This window comes from Bacteroides sp. D55t1_190419_B8, assembly GCF_015558905.1.
In the GTDB taxonomy this organism is placed as follows: domain Bacteria; phylum Bacteroidota; class Bacteroidia; order Bacteroidales; family Bacteroidaceae; genus Bacteroides; species Bacteroides vicugnae.
Window position 1 is genome coordinate 31,646 of sequence record NZ_JADMOU010000037.1, and the last position, 18,594, is coordinate 50,239.

Annotated in this window: 14 protein-coding genes; 1 reads left to right on the forward strand and 13 read right to left on the reverse strand. The window is 42.5% G+C overall.

Features of this window, described 5'->3' with window-relative positions:
• Positions 1-66: 66 nt before the first annotated feature.
• From I2I13_RS21730 to potA, 4 genes are read right to left on the reverse strand one after another with little or no spacing between them, the layout of a single operon-like run.
• Positions 67-1,398, reverse strand: a complete 1,332-nt coding sequence (locus I2I13_RS21730; RefSeq protein ID WP_148367592.1) for an ABC transporter substrate-binding protein — start codon at positions 1,396-1,398, stop codon at positions 67-69.
• Positions 1,399-1,430: 32 nt separating this feature from the next.
• Positions 1,431-2,225, reverse strand: coding sequence for an ABC transporter permease (locus I2I13_RS21735; protein WP_148367591.1), 795 nt, complete (start codon positions 2,223-2,225; stop codon positions 1,431-1,433).
• A complete protein-coding gene (locus I2I13_RS21740; RefSeq protein ID WP_004308090.1) occupies positions 2,219-3,019 on the reverse strand; it encodes an ABC transporter permease in 801 nt (266 codons plus the stop codon). The genes I2I13_RS21735 and I2I13_RS21740 overlap by 7 nt, the downstream gene beginning before the upstream one ends.
• An 11-nt stretch (positions 3,020-3,030) precedes the next feature.
• On the reverse strand, positions 3,031-4,422 hold the full coding sequence (gene potA / locus I2I13_RS21745) for a polyamine ABC transporter ATP-binding protein (RefSeq protein ID WP_099147245.1): 1,392 nt from the start codon (positions 4,420-4,422) through the stop codon (positions 3,031-3,033).
• Positions 4,423-4,560: 138 nt separating this feature from the next.
• Between potA and I2I13_RS21750 the strand changes: the two genes are divergently transcribed.
• A complete protein-coding gene (locus tag I2I13_RS21750) occupies positions 4,561-5,664 on the forward strand; it encodes a DUF4369 domain-containing protein (protein WP_148367590.1) in 1,104 nt (367 codons plus the stop codon).
• A 306-nt stretch (positions 5,665-5,970) separates the two neighbouring features.
• On the opposite strand, the gene I2I13_RS21755 is transcribed toward I2I13_RS21750, so the two are convergent.
• The 9 genes from I2I13_RS21755 to I2I13_RS21795 form a co-directional block, all read right to left on the reverse strand.
• Complete coding sequence (locus I2I13_RS21755) at positions 5,971-8,535, reverse strand: glycosyltransferase family 1 protein (protein ID WP_195650493.1); 2,565 nt, start codon at positions 8,533-8,535, stop codon at positions 5,971-5,973.
• A 37-nt stretch (positions 8,536-8,572) separates the two neighbouring features.
• On the reverse strand, positions 8,573-10,234 hold the full coding sequence (locus tag I2I13_RS21760) for a glycogen/starch synthase (protein ID WP_148367587.1): 1,662 nt from the start codon (positions 10,232-10,234) through the stop codon (positions 8,573-8,575).
• A gap of 202 nt (positions 10,235-10,436) precedes the next feature.
• Positions 10,437-10,901 (reverse strand): V-type ATP synthase subunit K, encoded by a 465-nt coding sequence (locus I2I13_RS21765; protein ID WP_004316776.1) that lies wholly within the window; start codon positions 10,899-10,901, stop codon positions 10,437-10,439.
• A gap of 74 nt (positions 10,902-10,975) precedes the next feature.
• Positions 10,976-12,793 carry a V-type ATP synthase subunit I gene (locus I2I13_RS21770; RefSeq protein ID WP_195650494.1) on the reverse strand — a complete coding sequence of 606 codons (1,818 nt, stop codon included), beginning with the start codon at positions 12,791-12,793 and terminating at the stop codon, positions 10,976-10,978.
• The gene (locus tag I2I13_RS21775; protein ID WP_004297640.1) at positions 12,790-13,395 is read right to left on the reverse strand and encodes a V-type ATP synthase subunit D; all 606 of its coding nucleotides are present in this window, start codon (positions 13,393-13,395) and stop codon (positions 12,790-12,792) included. Before I2I13_RS21775 ends, I2I13_RS21770 begins: the two co-directional genes overlap by 4 nt.
• A gap of 106 nt (positions 13,396-13,501) precedes the next feature.
• Positions 13,502-14,830 carry a V-type ATP synthase subunit B gene (locus I2I13_RS21780; protein WP_004297639.1) on the reverse strand — a complete coding sequence of 443 codons (1,329 nt, stop codon included), beginning with the start codon at positions 14,828-14,830 and terminating at the stop codon, positions 13,502-13,504.
• Between the two features lie 31 nt (positions 14,831-14,861).
• Complete coding sequence (locus tag I2I13_RS21785; RefSeq protein WP_195650495.1) at positions 14,862-16,622, reverse strand: V-type ATP synthase subunit A; 1,761 nt, start codon at positions 16,620-16,622, stop codon at positions 14,862-14,864.
• Between the two features lie 17 nt (positions 16,623-16,639).
• Positions 16,640-17,482 (reverse strand): DUF2764 domain-containing protein, encoded by an 843-nt coding sequence (locus tag I2I13_RS21790; protein ID WP_148367583.1) that lies wholly within the window; start codon positions 17,480-17,482, stop codon positions 16,640-16,642.
• A gap of 11 nt (positions 17,483-17,493) precedes the next feature.
• A complete protein-coding gene (locus I2I13_RS21795; RefSeq protein ID WP_008999644.1) occupies positions 17,494-18,084 on the reverse strand; it encodes a V-type ATP synthase subunit E family protein in 591 nt (196 codons plus the stop codon).
• Between the last annotated feature and the right edge of the window lie 510 nt (positions 18,085-18,594).

An 18,594-nucleotide genomic window follows, 5' to 3' on the forward strand; every position in this document is an offset into this window, starting at 1 on the left:
ATTCCTTTCTGTAGATACCGCTTTTATTTTTGCGTCATTTATTTATGTTTGTAATCCGGAGAAAAACTAATTCCTCCTGACCTTTTTCCTTCTGCTTCTGCGTCTCTGTTGTTTCTGACGGCTATAACGCTGCCATCTTTTATAAATCATCCAACCACTCATCAACGCAACGACAACAAAAATAAGAATAGTGATACCCACTCCCAAATTATCTCCTTTAATACGCGACCAAATATCAAGAACTTCTTTTGTCTTATCGCCAAAATCGCGAATCATGGCGCATCGTTCCACCACTTTGCGATCCGGATATTGTATTTTGTCAATTTGTATGCTATCTGCACCCGGTCCGAAAAAGTAACTTAAATCGGAATAATATTGAAGCGTAGTGTCTACCTTTTCTTCCAGTATTTCAGGAGTGGCTATGGAACTTACATATCCGCAAAAATCCATATTCCTCAAGGCAATATCCGAACGGCACATAAAGTTGATAAAATAACTGGCTGCTTCCGGATTCTTGGCATACTTCGGGATCACCCAACCGTCATACCAGATATTACTTCCTTCCTCCGGAACTTCATAATCCAGATCCACTCCTACCGCATCAGCCTCTTCAATCGCCCAAATCGCATCACCGCTCCAAGTCATATTCAGCCAGGCTTTATTTTTCGTCATCATCTCCTTGCCGAAATCCGCTTCCCAACCGGCAATATTCGGTTTCAAAGCTTTCAAATATTTTTCAGCCAACTCCATCGCACGTGGAGAGTAGTCATTCATCAACTCTTCCACTGTCACTGTTCCCTCCTTCAGTTCCTTTGCATGTGCATAGATCACAGCTGTTCCGTAAGCATCACGATAACTATCCTTCATCAGGATCTTTCCGGCATACTTTTTATTCCAAAGGCAATCCCAGGATAAAGCTACCGAATCGGGCACATAAGCCCGGTTATACAAAATACCAGCCGTTCCCCACATATAACATACAGCATAGCGGCTTGCCTTCTCACCCGGCTGACTCAATTTATTAATCTGCTTACGAATAAATGGAGCCACATTATTCATGTAATTGGGAGAATGGGCAAAATTCGTATCGATGGGTAGCAACAAATGCTTCTTCAGCATACGCTCGATGATGTATTCCGAAGGACAAACCACATCAAAATCTTCATGCCCCTTTTCAATCTTCGTCAACATGATTTCGTTGATATCGAATGTCTGGTAAACGATACGGATATTCTCACCGGTCTGTTCTTTATAATATGCCTGGAAATCCTCGAGTACACCTTCACCGATGTAATCCGCCCAGTTGTAGATTTTAAGAACCCGCTCACGAGGTTCACCGGAATTATAACACCCGGTCAAAGCCAATAAGAGCAGGATAGCAGGAATTATTCTTTTCATATTATTTACGTAGTAGCACATTTGATAGTCTATTAATCTTTTTTCTTCGTTTTTCCTGCCCGGTAATTGATTACAACCAATAACGCCAGTACCACGACAAAAATGATAGCCGAAAGCGGACGAAGTTCCGGGGTCAAACCTCCCTTGCGGGCATCGGCGTAGATATAGGTAGAGAGCGTTTCCAAACCTTGATTACCGATAGTAAAGACAGTTACGGCAAAATCATCAATGGATAGTGTCAGTGCAAGCATAAAACCGCTAATCATTCCCGGACGAATCTCCGGAATAATGACTTTCCACAAGGCCTGCATAGGAGTAGCTCCCAAGTCAAGGGCAGCTTCATAAATATTCGGATTCATCTGCTTCAAACGAGGCAACACACTCAAAACAACGTATGGGGTACAAAAAGTAATATGAGCAAGCACTACGGTTGTGTAGCCTTGTGTGATTCCCAATGATACAAACAAGAGAAAGAGTGATATACCAGTGATAATATCACCATTCAAAATAGGAATACTATTCACAAATCCGACCGCTTTGCGGGAACGGGCTTTCAGATTGAATATACCGATAGCAGCGATGCTTCCTAACAATGTAGATGCCGTTGCAGCCAATAGAGCGATAGTGATTGTATTAATCAATGCATTCATCAAAGAATGATGAGCACCGGTAGTGAATAACGAAGAATAAAGTTTGGTAGAAAATCCCGTCCAGTTACCCAACACTTTCGCCTCTGTAAATGAGTAGATCACAATAATCACGATCGGAGAATAAAGCAAGAGCAGCAATATCCACAAATAAGTCTGTGCAAATATCTTCTTTACCATAGCCCGCCTCCTTCATTTGAGTTTTCCTTATCATCGGTGCTGAACAGGGAAGTAGCAGCTATCAATAGCAACATAATGAGCGAAAGTGCCGCTCCATAGTTCCACATACTGTTATTGATATTTTCCTGAATCGTCGTACCAAAGAGTTTGATGTTATTCATCGTCAGCAACTCGGCAATGGCAAATGTCGATATGGTCGGCATGAACACCATCATGATACCACTCATCACCCCCGGCATGGAAAGCGGAAGGACTGCTTTCAGAAAGACTTGCACAGGATTGGCTCCCAAGTCTTGCGCCGCCTCGATATAGCTATGATCCATCTTCTGCAAAGTGTTGTAGATAGGATAAATCATAAAGGGAATAAAGTTGTACACCATACCGAATATCAAGGCTCCCTCGCCCAACGGCACACTGAAAAAGTCGAATAAGGCAACAGTGGCAAGGGTACGCACCAGAATATTCACCCACATCGGCAGAATAAACAGTACAACCATCGTTTTAGAACGGTTCAGCTTGCTGTTGCTCAAGATCCAGGCAGCAGGATAACCCAGCAAAATACAAACAAGGGTGGTAATAATGGCAATACCAATCGAATAGACAAAGGTATTGATTGCTTCGGGATGTTCGAAGAACTTCTGGAAATTGGCGAGTGTCAAATGACCGCTATCATCAGTAAAGGCATATACGACAATTAAGAACAACGGTATGATCACAAAGATCGCCGAAAAAATAATGTAAGGGAGAGTCCAACTCTTACGTGATGACAAAAAGACTATAAACCTCTTATTCACTTCCTTTCCTGTTAATCGGTTATTTTAACTATACGAATAGCATCTGGAGGGATGGTAATACCTACACGGTCACCGTCATCCCATACATCGTTCGTATCTACAAATACATTCTCGTCCCAGTCTGACAATACAGTCAGATGATAATGGTCACCCTTATAAAGGATGAATTTCACCTCACCCGTCAGCGTTCCGTCTTCTTCATTATCCTGAAGAATCACTTTTTCAAAGTCTACTTCCACTTTGACATTCGTATCGAAAGCGATTCCTTCCACCGGAACACATTCAAAGTTACAACCCAGAAATTCCACATGAGTAGCATCCAGCAATTTTCCTTCGAACGTATTGCAAACACGCTCTTTCTTCATGATATGGATATCGAAAGGCTTTACTAACAGACCGACTTCCGCCCCTACTTCAAAATGGTGGTAATCCTGCACCAGAAATTCATATCCACCGCACATCACCGTCATTTCATAATGCACCCCTTTAAAAATAGAAGTCTCCACCACTCCTACCAACTGTGCCATTTCCGAAACAGGGAAAATATAAAGATCCTCCGGACGGATGACTACGTCTACGGGAACATTCTCGCCAAATCCTTCATCCACACATTCAAACTCCGTACCGCAGAAACGTACGAGTTTATCATGGATCATGGTACCGTTGAGGATATTACTTTCTCCGATAAAGTCTGCTACAAAAGCATTGATAGGTTCATTATAAATATCAATCGGCGTACCGATCTGCTGAATTTTTCCCTCACTCATCACGACAATCGTATCACTTAGCGTAAGTGCCTCTTCCTGGTCGTGAGTGACATAAACAAACGTAATTCCCAAAGATTTATGCATTTCTTTGAGCTCCATTTGCATATCCTTACGCATTTTCAGGTCGAGTGCTGCCAGCGGTTCATCCAACAGCAATACTTCCGGCTCATTCACAATGGCGCGGGCAATGGCTACACGTTGTTGCTGACCACCGGAAAGAGAATCCACATCACGGTATTCATAATCCGTCATACCTACCATTTTCAAAGCAGCTTTCACTTTCTTCTCAATGGTCTGTTTCGGTGTTTTCTTCAGTTTCAGGCCGAAAGCGATGTTATCATACACATTCAAATGCGGGAATAGGGCATATTTCTGGAATACCGTATTCACCGGACGCTTATGGGGAGGGGTTTGTGTTATTTCCATCCCCGAAATTCGGATTTCGCCTTCCGAAGCTGTCTGAAAACCAGCAATGAGACGCAACAACGTGGTTTTACCGCAACCGGAAGGACCAAGTATAGTCACAAACTCGCCCTTTTTCACGTTCAGAGTCACATCATCCAATGCTGTTTTATCGCCAAAGTACTTCGATACATGGCTCACCTCAATGATGGATTTATCTTCTTGCATATTCATACTAAAGTTTGGGCTGCAAAGGTACACATTTCTGCGGTTTCTACCTACGTGTTAATCTAATATAACAGTGTTTTTCGATGCCCGATAGAAAAAAAATCTATCTTTGCATAAATATTTATTCACCAATTTTACAAAAGCATGAAAAAGTTTACTTATTTAATTATCGCAACGGCAGCGTTAAGCATGATAGCTTGTACTGGCGGAAACAAAGCCGGATATACTATCACAGGCACAGTAGAAGGTGCAAGCGATGGTGACACCGTCTATCTTCAAGAAGCCAATGGTAGAAATCTGACCAAACTAGATACAGCTGTTATCACCAAAGGCACTTTTACCTTTGAAGGCACACAAGATTCTGTGGTTAGCCGTTATGTCACTTGTGAAGTGAACGGAGAGCCATTGATGATCGACTTCTTCCTGGAAAACGGAAAAATCAACGTTGCCCTGACCAAGGACAATGATGCTGTTACCGGTACTCCCAACAACGATGCATACCAGGAAATCAGAGCTCAAATCAATGACATCAGCAAAAAAATGAATGCCATTTATGAAGCAATGGGCGACACATCTTTAAGTGATGAGCAGAAAGAGGCCAAACAAAAAGAAGGTGCCCAGCTGGAAGAACAATACGACAAAGCAATCAAAGAAGGTGTACAGAAGAATATCACCAACCCGGTTGGAGTATTCTTGTTTAAACAAACTTTCTACAATAACTCTACGGACGAAAACGAAGCTTTGTTGCAACAAATTCCTGCAAATTTCCAGAATGACGAAACAATCGTAAGAATCAAAGAGATGACTGACAAACAGAAAAAGACTGCTGTAGGCACTCAATTTGTTGATTTCGAAATGCAGACTCCGGAAGGAAAGAGCGTGAAGTTGTCTGATTATGTAGGTAAGGGAAAAGTGGTATTGGTTGACTTCTGGGCTAGCTGGTGCGGTCCTTGCCGTCGCGAAATGCCTAACCTGGTAGAAACATACGCTAAGTACAAAGGCAAAAACTTCGAAATCGTAGGTGTATCTCTCGATCAGGATGGTGCTGCATGGAAAGAAGCAATCAAGAAGCTAGACATGACTTGGCCGCAAATGTCCGACCTGAAATTCTGGCAAAGTGAAGGTGCACAGCTTTATGCTGTAAACAGCATTCCTCACACTGTATTGATCGATGGTAGCGGCAAGATTATTGCCCGCGGTCTGCACGGAGAAGAACTTCAAGCTAAAATTGCAGAAGCTGTAAAGTAAGCCCCAAAGGTTAAAGAGAAGGTTCTGCACTTGACAGAGTAGTTATAGTTGTGACACTCCATTGTCACAGTTGTGCCACCTTATTGTCACAATCGTGCCACACTGATGGCACAGTTGTGACAATAAGGTGGCACAGTTCTTAAAATCGTATCCTATTTCCGTTAACGTAGTTGATTGTGATATAAGTCCAACTGCTTCTAGTACAACTTCCTTAATTTTATCCTGCACATCATGAAATAGCCCCTGCAATTCGATCGATTGCAGAGGTAAGGAAGTAGCACTTCCCTACCTCCACCATTTAAGCTATTAGATAAACCAACGTACGTAGCAGAAGTCCTGACGGTGTGGAAGTTCCGGATTTTTCGGGAACATACGGTAAGACACCTTGAAACTACCTGCATTTGACAAGCTGTGTTTAACTTGGAATGTATACAAGTCACCTTCTTTCTTGATTACACTGAACGGTTCTACAGAGTAAACATGTTGTTTTCCGTCTGCTGTTGTATAGGTAGTAACCAATTCAAGACCCACTGCATCATTCAAACCTTTCTCATCGATAACGTAAGTAATAGTATATTCTTTTCCGCTCTCGATATCACCATTCTTCAGTTCTTCCACAGTATCGCAGGACACGATTTCAATAGAATCCCATTTAGCAACAACCTCTTCTTTCCAAGCTGCGATTTCTTTTGCTTTCGCATTATTGTTAGCAGCCAAAGTCTGGAAACGTTTTGCCAGTTTGCAATAGAACTTGCTATAGTAATCATCCAGCTGACGCTTCATGGTATAATGAGGAGCAATCTGTGCGATAGAATTCTTCACCACTTTGATCCAGCCTTCAGAATATCCTTTCTTATTACGTGCATAATACAAAGGCATGATTTCAGTTTCGAGAATACTGTAAATAGTAGCAGCATCCAGCTGATCCTGATGTTCCTGATTCTGGTAAGTACGTTTTTCGGTCAACGCCCAACCTGCACCTTCACGATAACCTTCCAGCCACCATCCATCTAATACAGAGAAGTTGACAACACCGTTCATCAAAGCTTTTTCACCAGACGTACCGGATGCTTCCAACGGACGAGTCGGAGTATTCAACCAGATATCAACGCCGGAAACCAGACGACGAGCCAGTTGCATATCGTAATTCTCGAGGAAGATAATCTTACCCAGGAATTCCGGACGGCGAGAGATTTCAATGATACGCTTAATCAAGCCCTGACCTGCTCCATCGTGCGGGTGAGCTTTCCCTGTAAACAGGAATTGTACCGGATAATCAGGATTGTTCACGATCTTAGAAAGACGATCCAAGTCGGTGAACAACAAGTGTGCACGTTTGTAAGTAGCAAAACGACGACCGAAACCAATCAGCAATGCATTCGGATTGATCTTATCCATCAGTGAAACGATACGAGAAGGATCTCCCTGGTTCTTCAACCATGTATCGCGGAATGACTTACGGATATAGTCAACCAACTTATTCTTCATAGTCATACGAGTCTTCCAAATCTCTTCATCGGGCACATTGTAGATAGCTTCCCAAATCTTAGGATTAGACTGATCGAACCAGAAGTTTTCGTTGAAATATTTAAAGTATAATTCTTTCCATTCTGTTGCACTCCAAGTTGGGAAGTGAACACCATTCGTTACATATCCTACGTGGCTTTCTTCCGGGAAATAACCTTTCCAGATAGAAGAGAACATTTCTTGAGAAACTTTTCCGTGCAACCAGCTTACACCGTTCACTTCCTGTGAAGTGTTGCAAGCAAAAACAGACATACAGAAACGTTCGCCCTTGTCGCCCGGATTGTTACGTCCAAGGTCCATCAAGTCATCCCATGAGATACCCATTTTGGAAGGATAACCACCCATATATTTGCCAAACAAACCTTCGTCAAAATAATCGTGACCTGCGGGCACCGGAGTATGAACAGTATAAAGAGAAGAAGCGCGAACCAACTCAATAGCCTGATCGAAAGTCAATCCAGTAGCTACATAGTCGCAGATACGCTGAACATTAATCAATGCAGCATGTCCTTCATTACAGTGATAAACATCTTTCTTGATACCCAGAGCTTTCAGAGTCAGGATACCACCGATACCCAACAAGATTTCCTGTTTCAAACGGTTTTCCCAGTCGCCACCATAAAGCTGGTGAGTGATAGGACGGTCGAATTCGCTGTTCATTTCATTGTCTGTGTCAAGCAGATACAAAGAAATACGTCCAACATTCACACGCCACACGTTTGCATGAACATAATAATCAAGATAAGGAACATCTACCACCAACGGCTGACCGTGGGCATCCATTACGCGTTCAATAGGAAGTTGACCGAAGTTTTGTGCCTCGTAGTTGGCAATCTGCTGTCCATCCATAGACAACGTTTGAGTAAAGTAGCCGTAACGATACAAGAAACCTACCGCACACAAATCAACATTGCTGTCGGAAGCCTCTTTCAGATAGTCACCAGCCAATACGCCCAGACCACCGGAATATATTTTCAGGACGCTGCTCAAGCCATATTCCATGCTGAAATAAGCTATAGATGGGCGTTGCTCATCCGGCTTCACATCCATGTAATCTCTGAATTTCGTATAAACTTCATTCATTCTTCTTAGAATCACCTTGTCTTTTGCCAGCGCTTCCAGCTTCTCATAGCTCATACGTTCCAACAACAGTACTGGATTCTGTCCACATTCTTTCCAAAGTTCCGGATCTAGATCTCTAAACAGTTCAGTCGCTTCAAAATTCCATGCCCACCAAATGTTGCGTGCGATTTCAGACAACTTCTCCAACTCTTCCGGTATACGTGATTTCACAGTAACCTCTTTCCAGTTGGGAGTATTCACATTACTAACTTTGATTTTCATAATGTTTTCATTTACTTATTGATAAATAATTTCTTTCTTAACTCAACTGACGTATCCTTGCCTTACGCAAAGCGATATCATAAGCTTCATAATAATATTGTATAAAGTGCTTCCATAAAGCCTGCTCTGCAACTTCAGCAGCACGCTTACGGATTTCCTTCACTTCTTTCTCTGTCTTATCCGCAAATAACGTAATCGTATCTTTGATACCATCCGCCACTTCCGAATCATTATAGTCCGAACGATGCAACACTTCCACTCCATCATTAATGCCATGCTGGTTCTTCAGGCTGTTTACCCAAAGTCCGAACCCAGCCAGATCCGTAGTGATTGTCGGCACATGGAATGCTACACTTTCCAGCGGAGTATATCCCCACGGTTCATAATAAGAAGCATAGACACTCAAATCCTGTCCCAGCAATATATCATAATATTCTTTATTCATGATACCATCACGTCCATCCAGATAACAAGGAACAAAAATCACCTTCACCTTATCTTCAGGACGATTGCCCATTCCCAGATATTTCAACATATCCAGCACCTGGTCATGAGTCATATTATGCAGCCAATGGGTGATAAACGGCACTTCAAGCGGAGTATCAAACTTTTCTTTGCTCTTCAAACGTGCCTGCAAATCCTCGCGAGGCTCTCCCACCCAACCGGGTACATTAATGAATGCCAAAACATTCTTATGCAAATTCTTATCCCTGTTCAAACGGTTTAATGATTCCAGAAAAACATCAATACCTTTATTCTTGAACTCGTATCGTCCACTGGTTCCGACAATTAACGTATCATCACCCAGATTTGTTCCCAATAACTTATTGGCTACATTCAGCATCAAGGCACGTGCACGTTTACGCTTGCCGGCAAATGTGCTTCCTTTCGGCACAAAATCATCTTCAAAACCGTTCATCAGAACAACATCTGCCGGTTTATCCAGTAATTCCTTGCATTCATTATTGGTTATTTCACTCACCGTAGTAAAACAATCTACATAGTGTGCAGTCTGTTTCTCAATCGAGTGTTTCGATTGCATGTTCAGTTCCTGCGCCATCTGGTCGCCATTGTAAGCAAACAGATAATCATATAACGGCTTATGATTACCGGCAATGGAACGACCGATAGAAGTAGCATGGGTCGTAAAAATAGTAGCAACCTCCGGCACAGCTTCCTGTACATAAAGTGCTCCCATTCCAGTCATCCATTCATGTGCCTGATATACCACCTTATCCGTTTCCGTCAGGTTGTAGCGATAGAAACTCTCCACCACTCTTCCTGCGGCATAGGAAAACATAGAAGCCTCGTCATAATCGCCATAGGCGTGCAACGAATCTACTTGATAACGATTCCACATTTCTGTGTATATATCGTCTCTCTTTTCAAAAAAAGGTTGGAAATCAACAAGAATGACTATGGGCTCACCGGGGATATTCCATCGTCCCACACGGACACAAAGTTCGTCTTTCTCAAGCGCATGCTTTTTCCAGGCAGCACATAGGTTATCCGACTCGATGAATAGAGGGTTCTCCTTTCCTTGCCACACATCAGGACCTATGAAAAAAATTCTGTCGCGGAATTTTTCCTGTAATGTATTTGCCCGTGTCGACAAGACGGTATATATACCTCCCACTTTATTACATACTTCCCAGCTGGACTCGAAGATATAATCGGGGGTTAATAAATCTTTTACCATATAATATATTAAAACTCTTTTTAGTATGCGAGTGCAAAAGTACACATTATTCTTTGAAAAATAATACTTTATACAAAAAATATGAGTTAAGAAGAAGAAAGAAACGTTGCCTTACAATGAAAAAAGAATATCCCCTTGCACATGCGAAGCTGCATGTACAAGGGGATTGAAAGTCTTTTATAGGAAATATTCTTGCTAAAAATTATGCAACGAGTGCGCTACCGATCAAGAAGGTTGCAGCCAAAGCAACGATTGCATAAAGTTCAGGGAATACGGCAAGAATCAACGTATTGCTAAATACATTGTGTCCCTGTCCGATCGCTGCGATACCATTTGCACAAACTTGTCCCTGACGGATAGCAGAGAATAAAGCAACCAATCCCAAAGCAATACCTGCACCAAGCACTGCTGATGCTTGGATAGCTGTAATTTCAGGAGTCAAAATACCGAAGATCGTCTGAAACATGAAATAACCGGCAAAACCATAAAGACCTTGTGTACCCGGAAGAGCTGTCAATACCAGGAAGTTACCGAATGCGCTATCATTCTTCTTCAATGCTCCGATAGCAGCATTACCTGCAATAGTTACTCCGTAAGCACTACCAATGCCTGACAAACCAACCATAATCGCGATGCCAATGTAGGCGATAAACAAATTCATTTCCATAATCTTATTCTATTTTTTATTGTTTAATTCTTAAAATATTAATTCTCAATTTCTAATTCTTAATCTTCAAATTTTCAATTTCTGAACGGTTTGTACTCTTTACCGCCTCCTTCATATCCGGAGTTCTTGAAGAACTCAACGAACGTCAGACGCATCGGGTGAACCATTGCACCCAGCACATTCATAAAGATATTGATGGCATGACCGATAACGAAAATCAGTACCATAACAATCGGACCTGCTATTACATTATCCGGACTCATACCTACTGCCAGGCTGTTGAATACTCCTGCCAAAATACCTCCGGAAAGTCCGAGGGCAAACAGACGAACGTAAGACAATACATCGCCAAGCAAACCGGTAACCATATTATATGAATCCCACAATCCCAGTCCGATATTCAGGAAAACATTCTTTCCCGGACTGTTATAAAGGAAAATCATAGCAGCCGAAACACCCAGAATAACCAAATGCACAGTGCTTCCCATCGGCATTACCTCCGGCAACAAAGCCGAAACTGCCATGGAAACCAGCAGGATGATCCATCCGATCGTTGCCACTGCATATTTGAAACCAAACTGAATGGTCTGATTCACCGCCTTCAATACCATACCGAATAGAATTTGGATAGCTCCCAATATCAACGATAATTGGAACATATCATTGTTATCCATCAGGACAGCATGTTTCAGACGTTGAACAATCGGCCAGTTCAAATCGTAGATGTTCGCTCCGAAGAACGTACCTGTCAGCAAACCGCAGAAGAATGTTGAAACCGCCAATACCTGTATCAATGAAATGATTGATTTCATCGACGGGGTCACTTTCTTCGCCATCAACCGATAGGCAGTAGCTCCCAGGAACAGGAACAAACCATATCCGGAATCTCCCAGACAAAGTCCGAAAAAGATCATGAAGAACGGGGCAAAGAACGGTGTCAAGTCCAATTCATTATACTTCGGAAGCATATACAACTTACAGATCGGTTCGAACCAAGCAAAGAATCCCTTATTATTCAGTCGAATAGGAACATTATCACCCGGCATCGGATCGGTAATCTCATAATATACATGTGCGTCATTCAGATAAGCCTCTATCTCCACTTGACTGAATGCAGGTGCCCATCCTTCAATCAACATCAGTTTGTCGCCGGCCGTCTGCTCGGTACTTAACACGACTTTAGAGAATTCAATCTGACTTTGCAACTCTTTCAGGGCAGCCTTCAAGGAAGGAATTTCCGTTTCGGAAAGTGCAACCAGCTTCTTTTCATTCTCTTCAACGGCCTGTTCGGTCGTATTGTAAAGCGTTTCAAGGTGTGCCAAAGAGTATGCAGGTAATTTCGCCTGTTCTACATCCAAATCCACTTCCTGCCCGCCTTTCGTCAGAGTCACGAAGAATACTTTAGAAGAGATGCGGTTCACAATCATTGCATTGTATTCCGTTTCCCACTCTTCCTTGTAATTTCCTTCCGAACAGCTATAAAAACCGATTACATAACCGGCATCTTTCAGCTTCTGAACATTGTCCGGTTCAAAGTTGCCCCAGGCTTCCAGCGCTTCTTTCTCTTTGGCATAGCTTTGCAATTGCTGCGACAGCTTTCCATGCTCTGTTTGCAGGGCATCCACTTCGTCCAGCACTTGCATACCACGGGCAGCCGTTCCGCCTTCCGTAGCAATCACAGCATTCTTTTCATGCTTCTGATTCTGAAGCAACTTCAAGGTAGCCGCCAAGCGATTGGAAAGACGAATATTCTCCTGCAACTCCGTGTTATCAGCAGCCCCCTGTTGTTTCTCCACAATATGGACTACCCCAAGTTCACGCAGACTGTTCAGGAATTCTTCATACTCTTTGTGATAAACCAGGAATGTGAGTTTCTTCATTTTTGTAATCATGCCTCTACCTCCTTCCTTTTTTCTTGATGGGACTTCATGATCTTTTGCGAAGATTTCGACAGGTTTTCTTCATCTTCCATGAATCGTTTGATCTTTCGCAATGCATCCTGATAGCCCGGTATCTGTACCTTCTCAAAAAGATTCACCTTTTGAGTGGTCTTTTTCCTTGCATGTTCTAACAAGTTCAGCTTGGCGAGCATAAATTCACGTTCAATTGCCGTATGAGCCAGCTCTTCCAATAGATGGATACCGTCGGCATACCACTTGGGAGCATTAAACATACTGTACGGACGTATCTCGAATTCCACATTTTCGAGCAACGGTACGCGCACACCCGCAATCTTTTTCACGCCAAGATGAACATCATTCACCTTTATTAATGAAGCGTCAAACTCATTCCAAAGGGCGAACATGGCTTCATAGGCTTGAATTTGTTGTTCGAGCCTATCCTCCAGATCGGCAGCTTCCGTTTTACAGCGTTTCACTTCCATGCGGAGGGCGCTTTCCTTATTCTTAATAATAGGAAGCGTACGCACCCGCACTTTCAGTTGCTTTTCGAGCTGCTGAAGAGAGGTTTTGTTATATTGAAACTTTATAGCCACGATGTTCTATTTACTATTTAACTATTTACGATTTACGACTGAAATTACTTTTATGACCATTTACAATTAACAAACTTCAATCGTAAATGGTAAATCGTCTAATCGTCTAATTATTTTGTTTTGGCCAGTATTGATCCACCAAGTCTTTCTTGATATTCACTTCTTCCGGACGGAAATATTTACCGAACAAGCCCCAGGCAACGTCCAGCATTTCAGTAGTATCAAGATTGACATCAATAGCCAATAACTGATTGGAATAGTCCTTCGCAAAAGCCAACGTACGTTCGTCGTAGTTGGTCAGGTCGAAACCATTTTCCATCTTCGTCTTAGCGTTAGCGGCATCGGCATACAGACGTACAGCGGCATTCATCACTTGCGGATGGTCCTTACGTGTCTTCTTACCGGTTACCAACTGTTTCAAACGAGACAATGAACGGAACGGGTCAACAATTACCTTACCGATATCACTATCACGACGCAGGAACAACTGACCTTCAGTGATGTAACCCGTATTATCAGGCACAGCGTGCGTAATATCTCCACCAGACAAAGTAGTCACCGCAATAATAGTGATTGAACCGCCGGAAGGGAACTGCACCGCCTTTTCGTAAATCTTTGCCAAATCCGAATAAAGCGATCCCGGCATAGAGTCTTTCGAAGGAATCTGATCCATACGGTTAGATACGATTGCCAGCGCATCCGCATAGCTCGTCATATCCGTCAATAGTACCAGCACTTTCTCATTATTATTTACTGCAAAATACTCTGCAGCAGTCAATGCCATGTCCGGAATCAACAAACGTTCTACCGGAGGATTTTCGGTCGTATTCATGAAACTCACGATACGGTCGAGCGCACCTGCATTAGAGAACACATTCTTAAAATACAGGTAGTCATCATTCGTCATACCCATACCTCCAAGGATAATCTTATCCGTTTCAGCACGTAAGGCTACGTTTGCCATCACCTGATTAAAAGGTTGGTCGGGGTCGGCAAAGAACGGAATCTTCTGACCCGATACCAGTGTATTGTTCAAGTCGATACCGGCAATACCCGTTGCAATCAGTTCCGACGGCTGTTTACGTCGAACCGGGTTCACAGACGGACCGCCAATTTCCACTTCCTGTCCTTCAATGTCCGGACCTCCATCAATCGGATCACCGAAAGCGTTGAAGAAACGTCCGGCCAGCTGCTCACTCACTTTCAATGTAGGCGATTTGCCGAGGAATACTACTTCGGCATTAGTCGGAATACCCTCCGTACCTTCAAATACCTGCAAAGTGACATCGTCACCGGCAATCTTAACCACCTGTGCCAGTTTACCGTCCACGGTGGCAAGCTCGTCATACCCTACTCCTGTCGCTTTCAGCGAACAAGTAGCCTTGGTAATCTGAGTAATCTTGGTATATATCTTTTGAAAAGCTTTTGTTGCCATCTTACTTATTTACGATTTAACAATTTACTATTTACGATTGAAGTTTCCTCTCTTCAATCAATTCCTTCAGTTGCTGCTGGAATCCTTCATACTGTTCCGATTTGAACTTCGAGTAGTTCATCTGCTTACAGATATTAATCATCTTCTTGAAGTAATCCATTACTTCGTTGAAATTATCAAAATCAAATTCCGTATGACAGATGTCGATTACCATATTCAGAATGTCTTCCTGACGTTCCATCGGAGTTACCGCATCAATTTCATCAAAAGCATCCTGTTGCAGAATAACAAAGTCAATTAATTCTGATTTCCAGAAGATCACATGATATTCTACCGGTACACCATCATCACCGAGGATATTGATCTGTTCGGCAATTTCCTTACCGCGCTGCAAACGGGTTTTCAGTTCGTTTACCTTTCCAATCCACTCACTGTTGATATGATTTTTGATATATTCCTCAAATTCCGGGTATTCGATATATTTTGAGTAAGAATCAATCGGATTCACTGCCGGATAACGTTTCTTATCGGCACGATCCTGCTCCAAAGCATAGAAACAACGGGCTACTTTCTTCGTATTTTCAGTCACCGGCTCCTTCAAGTTACCACCCGCAGGGGATACCGTACCGATAAACGTAATAGACCCCGTTTCATCATTACTTAGTTTTACATATCCCGCACGACCGTAGAAGTTGGAGATAATAGCCGAAATATCCATCGGGAAAGCATCCGGCCCAGGCAATTCTTCCATACGGTTGGACATCTCACGCAAAGCCTGTGCCCAACGGGAAGTAGAATCCGCCATCAACAAGACTTTCAATCCCATGGAACGGTAATATTCCGCCAGTGTCATTGCTGTATATACAGATGCTTCACGGGCAGCTACCGGCATGTTGGAAGTATTCGCAATGATGATAGTACGTTCCATCAACTTACGTCCCGTATGCGGGTCTACCAGTTCGGGGAACTCGGTAAAAATTTCCACCACCTCATTGGCACGTTCACCACAAGCCGCAATGATAACGATATCCGCTTCCGCCTGTTTAGAGATAGCGTGCTGAAGCACCGTTTTACCAGTACCGAACGGACCGGGGATAAATCCCGTACCACCTTCCACAATCGGATTCAGCGTATCAATCACACGTACACCAGTTTCCAACAATTTGAAAGGACGCGGTTTCTCCTTATAATTCGTCATCGCACGTTTCACAGGCCATCTCTGAATCATAGTCACAGGAATATCATTTCCTTCTTCGTCTGTCAGGATAGCAATTGTATCTTCTATCTTATAATCACCTTCCGGCATGATTGTTTTTACGGTAGCCGATCCTTTCATAGTGAACGGAGCCATAATTTTAAGTGGCTGGAAGTTTTCATCCACCTGTCCCAACCATGCAGAAGCCTGCACTTTGTCACCTACATTCGCCAAGGGTATGAAGTGCCATACACGTTCTTTATCCAACGGATATGTATATTGTCCTCTTTTCAGGAAGACACCATCCATCTTGTCGAGGTCATTTTGCAGACCATCATAGTTTTTCGATAACATACCCGGGCCTAATGTCACCTCAAGCATGTGTCCTGTAAATTCGGCTTCAGCACCCACTTTCAGTCCACGTGTGCTTTCAAACACCTGGACATATACGTGTGAACCTACAACCTTAATCACCTCCGCCATCAACTTATCGCCACCGGTCGAGATATAACAAATCTCATTCTGAGCTACCGGTCCGTCAACGACGAGGGTCACCATGTTGGCAATAACGCCACTAACAGTTCCTTTTGTTGCCATATATTTTTTTTATTTTATTATCTGAATTCTGCAGGAATCTGCACTTCATTCTTCAGCGATTCGATAATGCTTCTGAACAACTGATTACCTCTTTCCTTATCCAGTGAAATCCACCGTTCAATCATTTCCAGCTTCAGCAGGAAAGCGAAAATACGTTCGATAGTGAAATAGTCGAAGAAAATAGCATCCTCCATCCAATTCCACCGCAGGGCATCCAACTTCTTCTCACGCTCCACCAATTCTGTAATCTCACTGATTTTCACTAACGATTCAAACACATCCACTTCACCGGACAGTCCGAAATCGCGGGCACTCGATGTACGCAATGCTTCGCATACTTCCGTATTTCCCACCACGTTGGAAGCAATATCCCATTTGAATTTACGGCTAGTAAATGCGACAAGAATATTATTGATGTTCAGGTTGAATTCAAACCAGGCAGCAACAAACTTATTCCCACAGTTCATCGCATACTCATAATATAGAGCAGCCAGATGATCCTCGTGCAAAACCGTACTTTCAGCCGGAGTATTCAAATAATCAGTTATAAAAGTGGATAGATAGACTGGGAATTCTTTTGGACTGATTTCTCCGCCTTCTCTCAGAATAGAAATATATTCAGAGAGTTCTTCAGCAGAGTAGTTTCCCCGTTTGTCGATTTCCGCTTCTTTATCTTTGAGAAGTTTCAGCACATTTGCATTATCAAACTTCAGATAAAACAAGTCAATCAACTTCTGGTCTGAAACAGACAATCCATTGTAGATTTCAGTTTTAAAATCGGCTACTGTATAGCTCAGTTTGCTGTCTTCCAGCGAAAGTTCCGGCAAACCTGCTACCAAGTAATAGTACTTACTACTCATAGTCGCTTCTTTTAAAATAGCATTTCTACTAATTGAGGACGCAAGAACGCTTTGAAGTAATTCATGAATTCTTCTTCTCCGAAGTTCACCTTATACGAACCGTCCGCCGGAGAAACTGTGAACAGAGTTTTGATACCATTTACTTGCTGGATAGTCACTCCCTTGTCTAATAAGGCTTTTGCATGAGCTGCAAAATACTTTTTCAGTGATTCCGCATCGGCTGTTGAGATAACGATAGGTTCGTCTACACTCCATTTGGATGCCAATGCTACGATAAACGCATTCAGATAATCTTTATCCTGGGCGAAATCTTTCACGGAAGCGGTTATCAACTTGTCAGTTACCATTGTAGCCACCTCAGATTTGAGTGCATTCACAGCCTGACCGGCAAATAGTTTTAACTCTGATTTAGTATTCTCTGCCAACTCATCAGCAGATTTACGAGAGGAGTTTACAATTGATTCTGCCTCCTTGCGGGCATCCTCAATGATTTTCTTAGCTTCTTCCTGAGCATTCGCGATAAGTCTCTGCGCTTCTTCGTTTCCTTTTTCCACGCCTTCACGATAAATCTTATCGGTCAACTCTTGAATTTTGTTTTCCATATTAACAGGAGAATTTAGTATTATTACTATATTAACTTAACTGTGTGTCCTTTATCAGATTCTCGCCAAATTTACAAAAATCAATTTGATAAAAAAGAGAAAGAAGAAAAGAAAAAGAACCATTTGCGAAAAAATTACAGTCCTACACCTATTTTGTTCCGATTTAGCCCTTTTCTTATTACTAAATGACACATTTACCGGATTTTTCAAGCCGGAAAACAAATATAAGAAATCCAAAAGACATTTGGAAACATGTAGATACTTAAAACGGCAAATGGGATATTAATACAAGATTAAATAACAAAAGCTATCGGTATTTCACCAAATTCTTAAAAAACAGGAAACCAAGCTGACGGAAGTTGAATATTAATAAAAACAGAAGTAATAAAACACAGAAAGCCCCTTGACTCAAAATGAATCAAGGGGCTTCTTCAAAAACGGCGGCTACCTACTCTCCCACTGTTACGCAGTACCATCGGCGTGACGAGGCTTAACTTCTCTGTTCGGAAT

Coding starts and splice junctions, on each gene's coding strand:
- I2I13_RS21730 (WP_148367592.1), bottom strand. CDS start 1,398: ATGAAAAGAATAATTCCTGCTATCCTGCTCTTATTGGCTTTGACCGGG.
- I2I13_RS21735 (WP_148367591.1), bottom strand. CDS start 2,225: ATGGTAAAGAAGATATTTGCACAGACTTATTTGTGGATATTGCTGCTC.
- potA (WP_099147245.1), bottom strand. CDS start 4,422: ATGAATATGCAAGAAGATAAATCCATCATTGAGGTGAGCCATGTATCG.
- I2I13_RS21750 (WP_148367590.1), top strand. CDS start 4,561: ATGAAAAAGTTTACTTATTTAATTATCGCAACGGCAGCGTTAAGCATG.
- I2I13_RS21755 (WP_195650493.1), bottom strand. CDS start 8,535: ATGAAAATCAAAGTTAGTAATGTGAATACTCCCAACTGGAAAGAGGTT.
- I2I13_RS21760 (WP_148367587.1), bottom strand. CDS start 10,234: ATGGTAAAAGATTTATTAACCCCCGATTATATCTTCGAGTCCAGCTGG.
- I2I13_RS21765 (WP_004316776.1), bottom strand. CDS start 10,901: ATGGAAATGAATTTGTTTATCGCCTACATTGGCATCGCGATTATGGTT.
- I2I13_RS21770 (WP_195650494.1), bottom strand. CDS start 12,793: ATGATTACAAAAATGAAGAAACTCACATTCCTGGTTTATCACAAAGAG.
- I2I13_RS21780 (WP_004297639.1), bottom strand. CDS start 14,830: ATGGCAACAAAAGCTTTTCAAAAGATATATACCAAGATTACTCAGATT.
- I2I13_RS21785 (WP_195650495.1), bottom strand. CDS start 16,622: ATGGCAACAAAAGGAACTGTTAGTGGCGTTATTGCCAACATGGTGACC.
- I2I13_RS21790 (WP_148367583.1), bottom strand. CDS start 17,482: ATGAGTAGTAAGTACTATTACTTGGTAGCAGGTTTGCCGGAACTTTCG.
- I2I13_RS21795 (WP_008999644.1), bottom strand. CDS start 18,084: ATGGAAAACAAAATTCAAGAGTTGACCGATAAGATTTATCGTGAAGGC.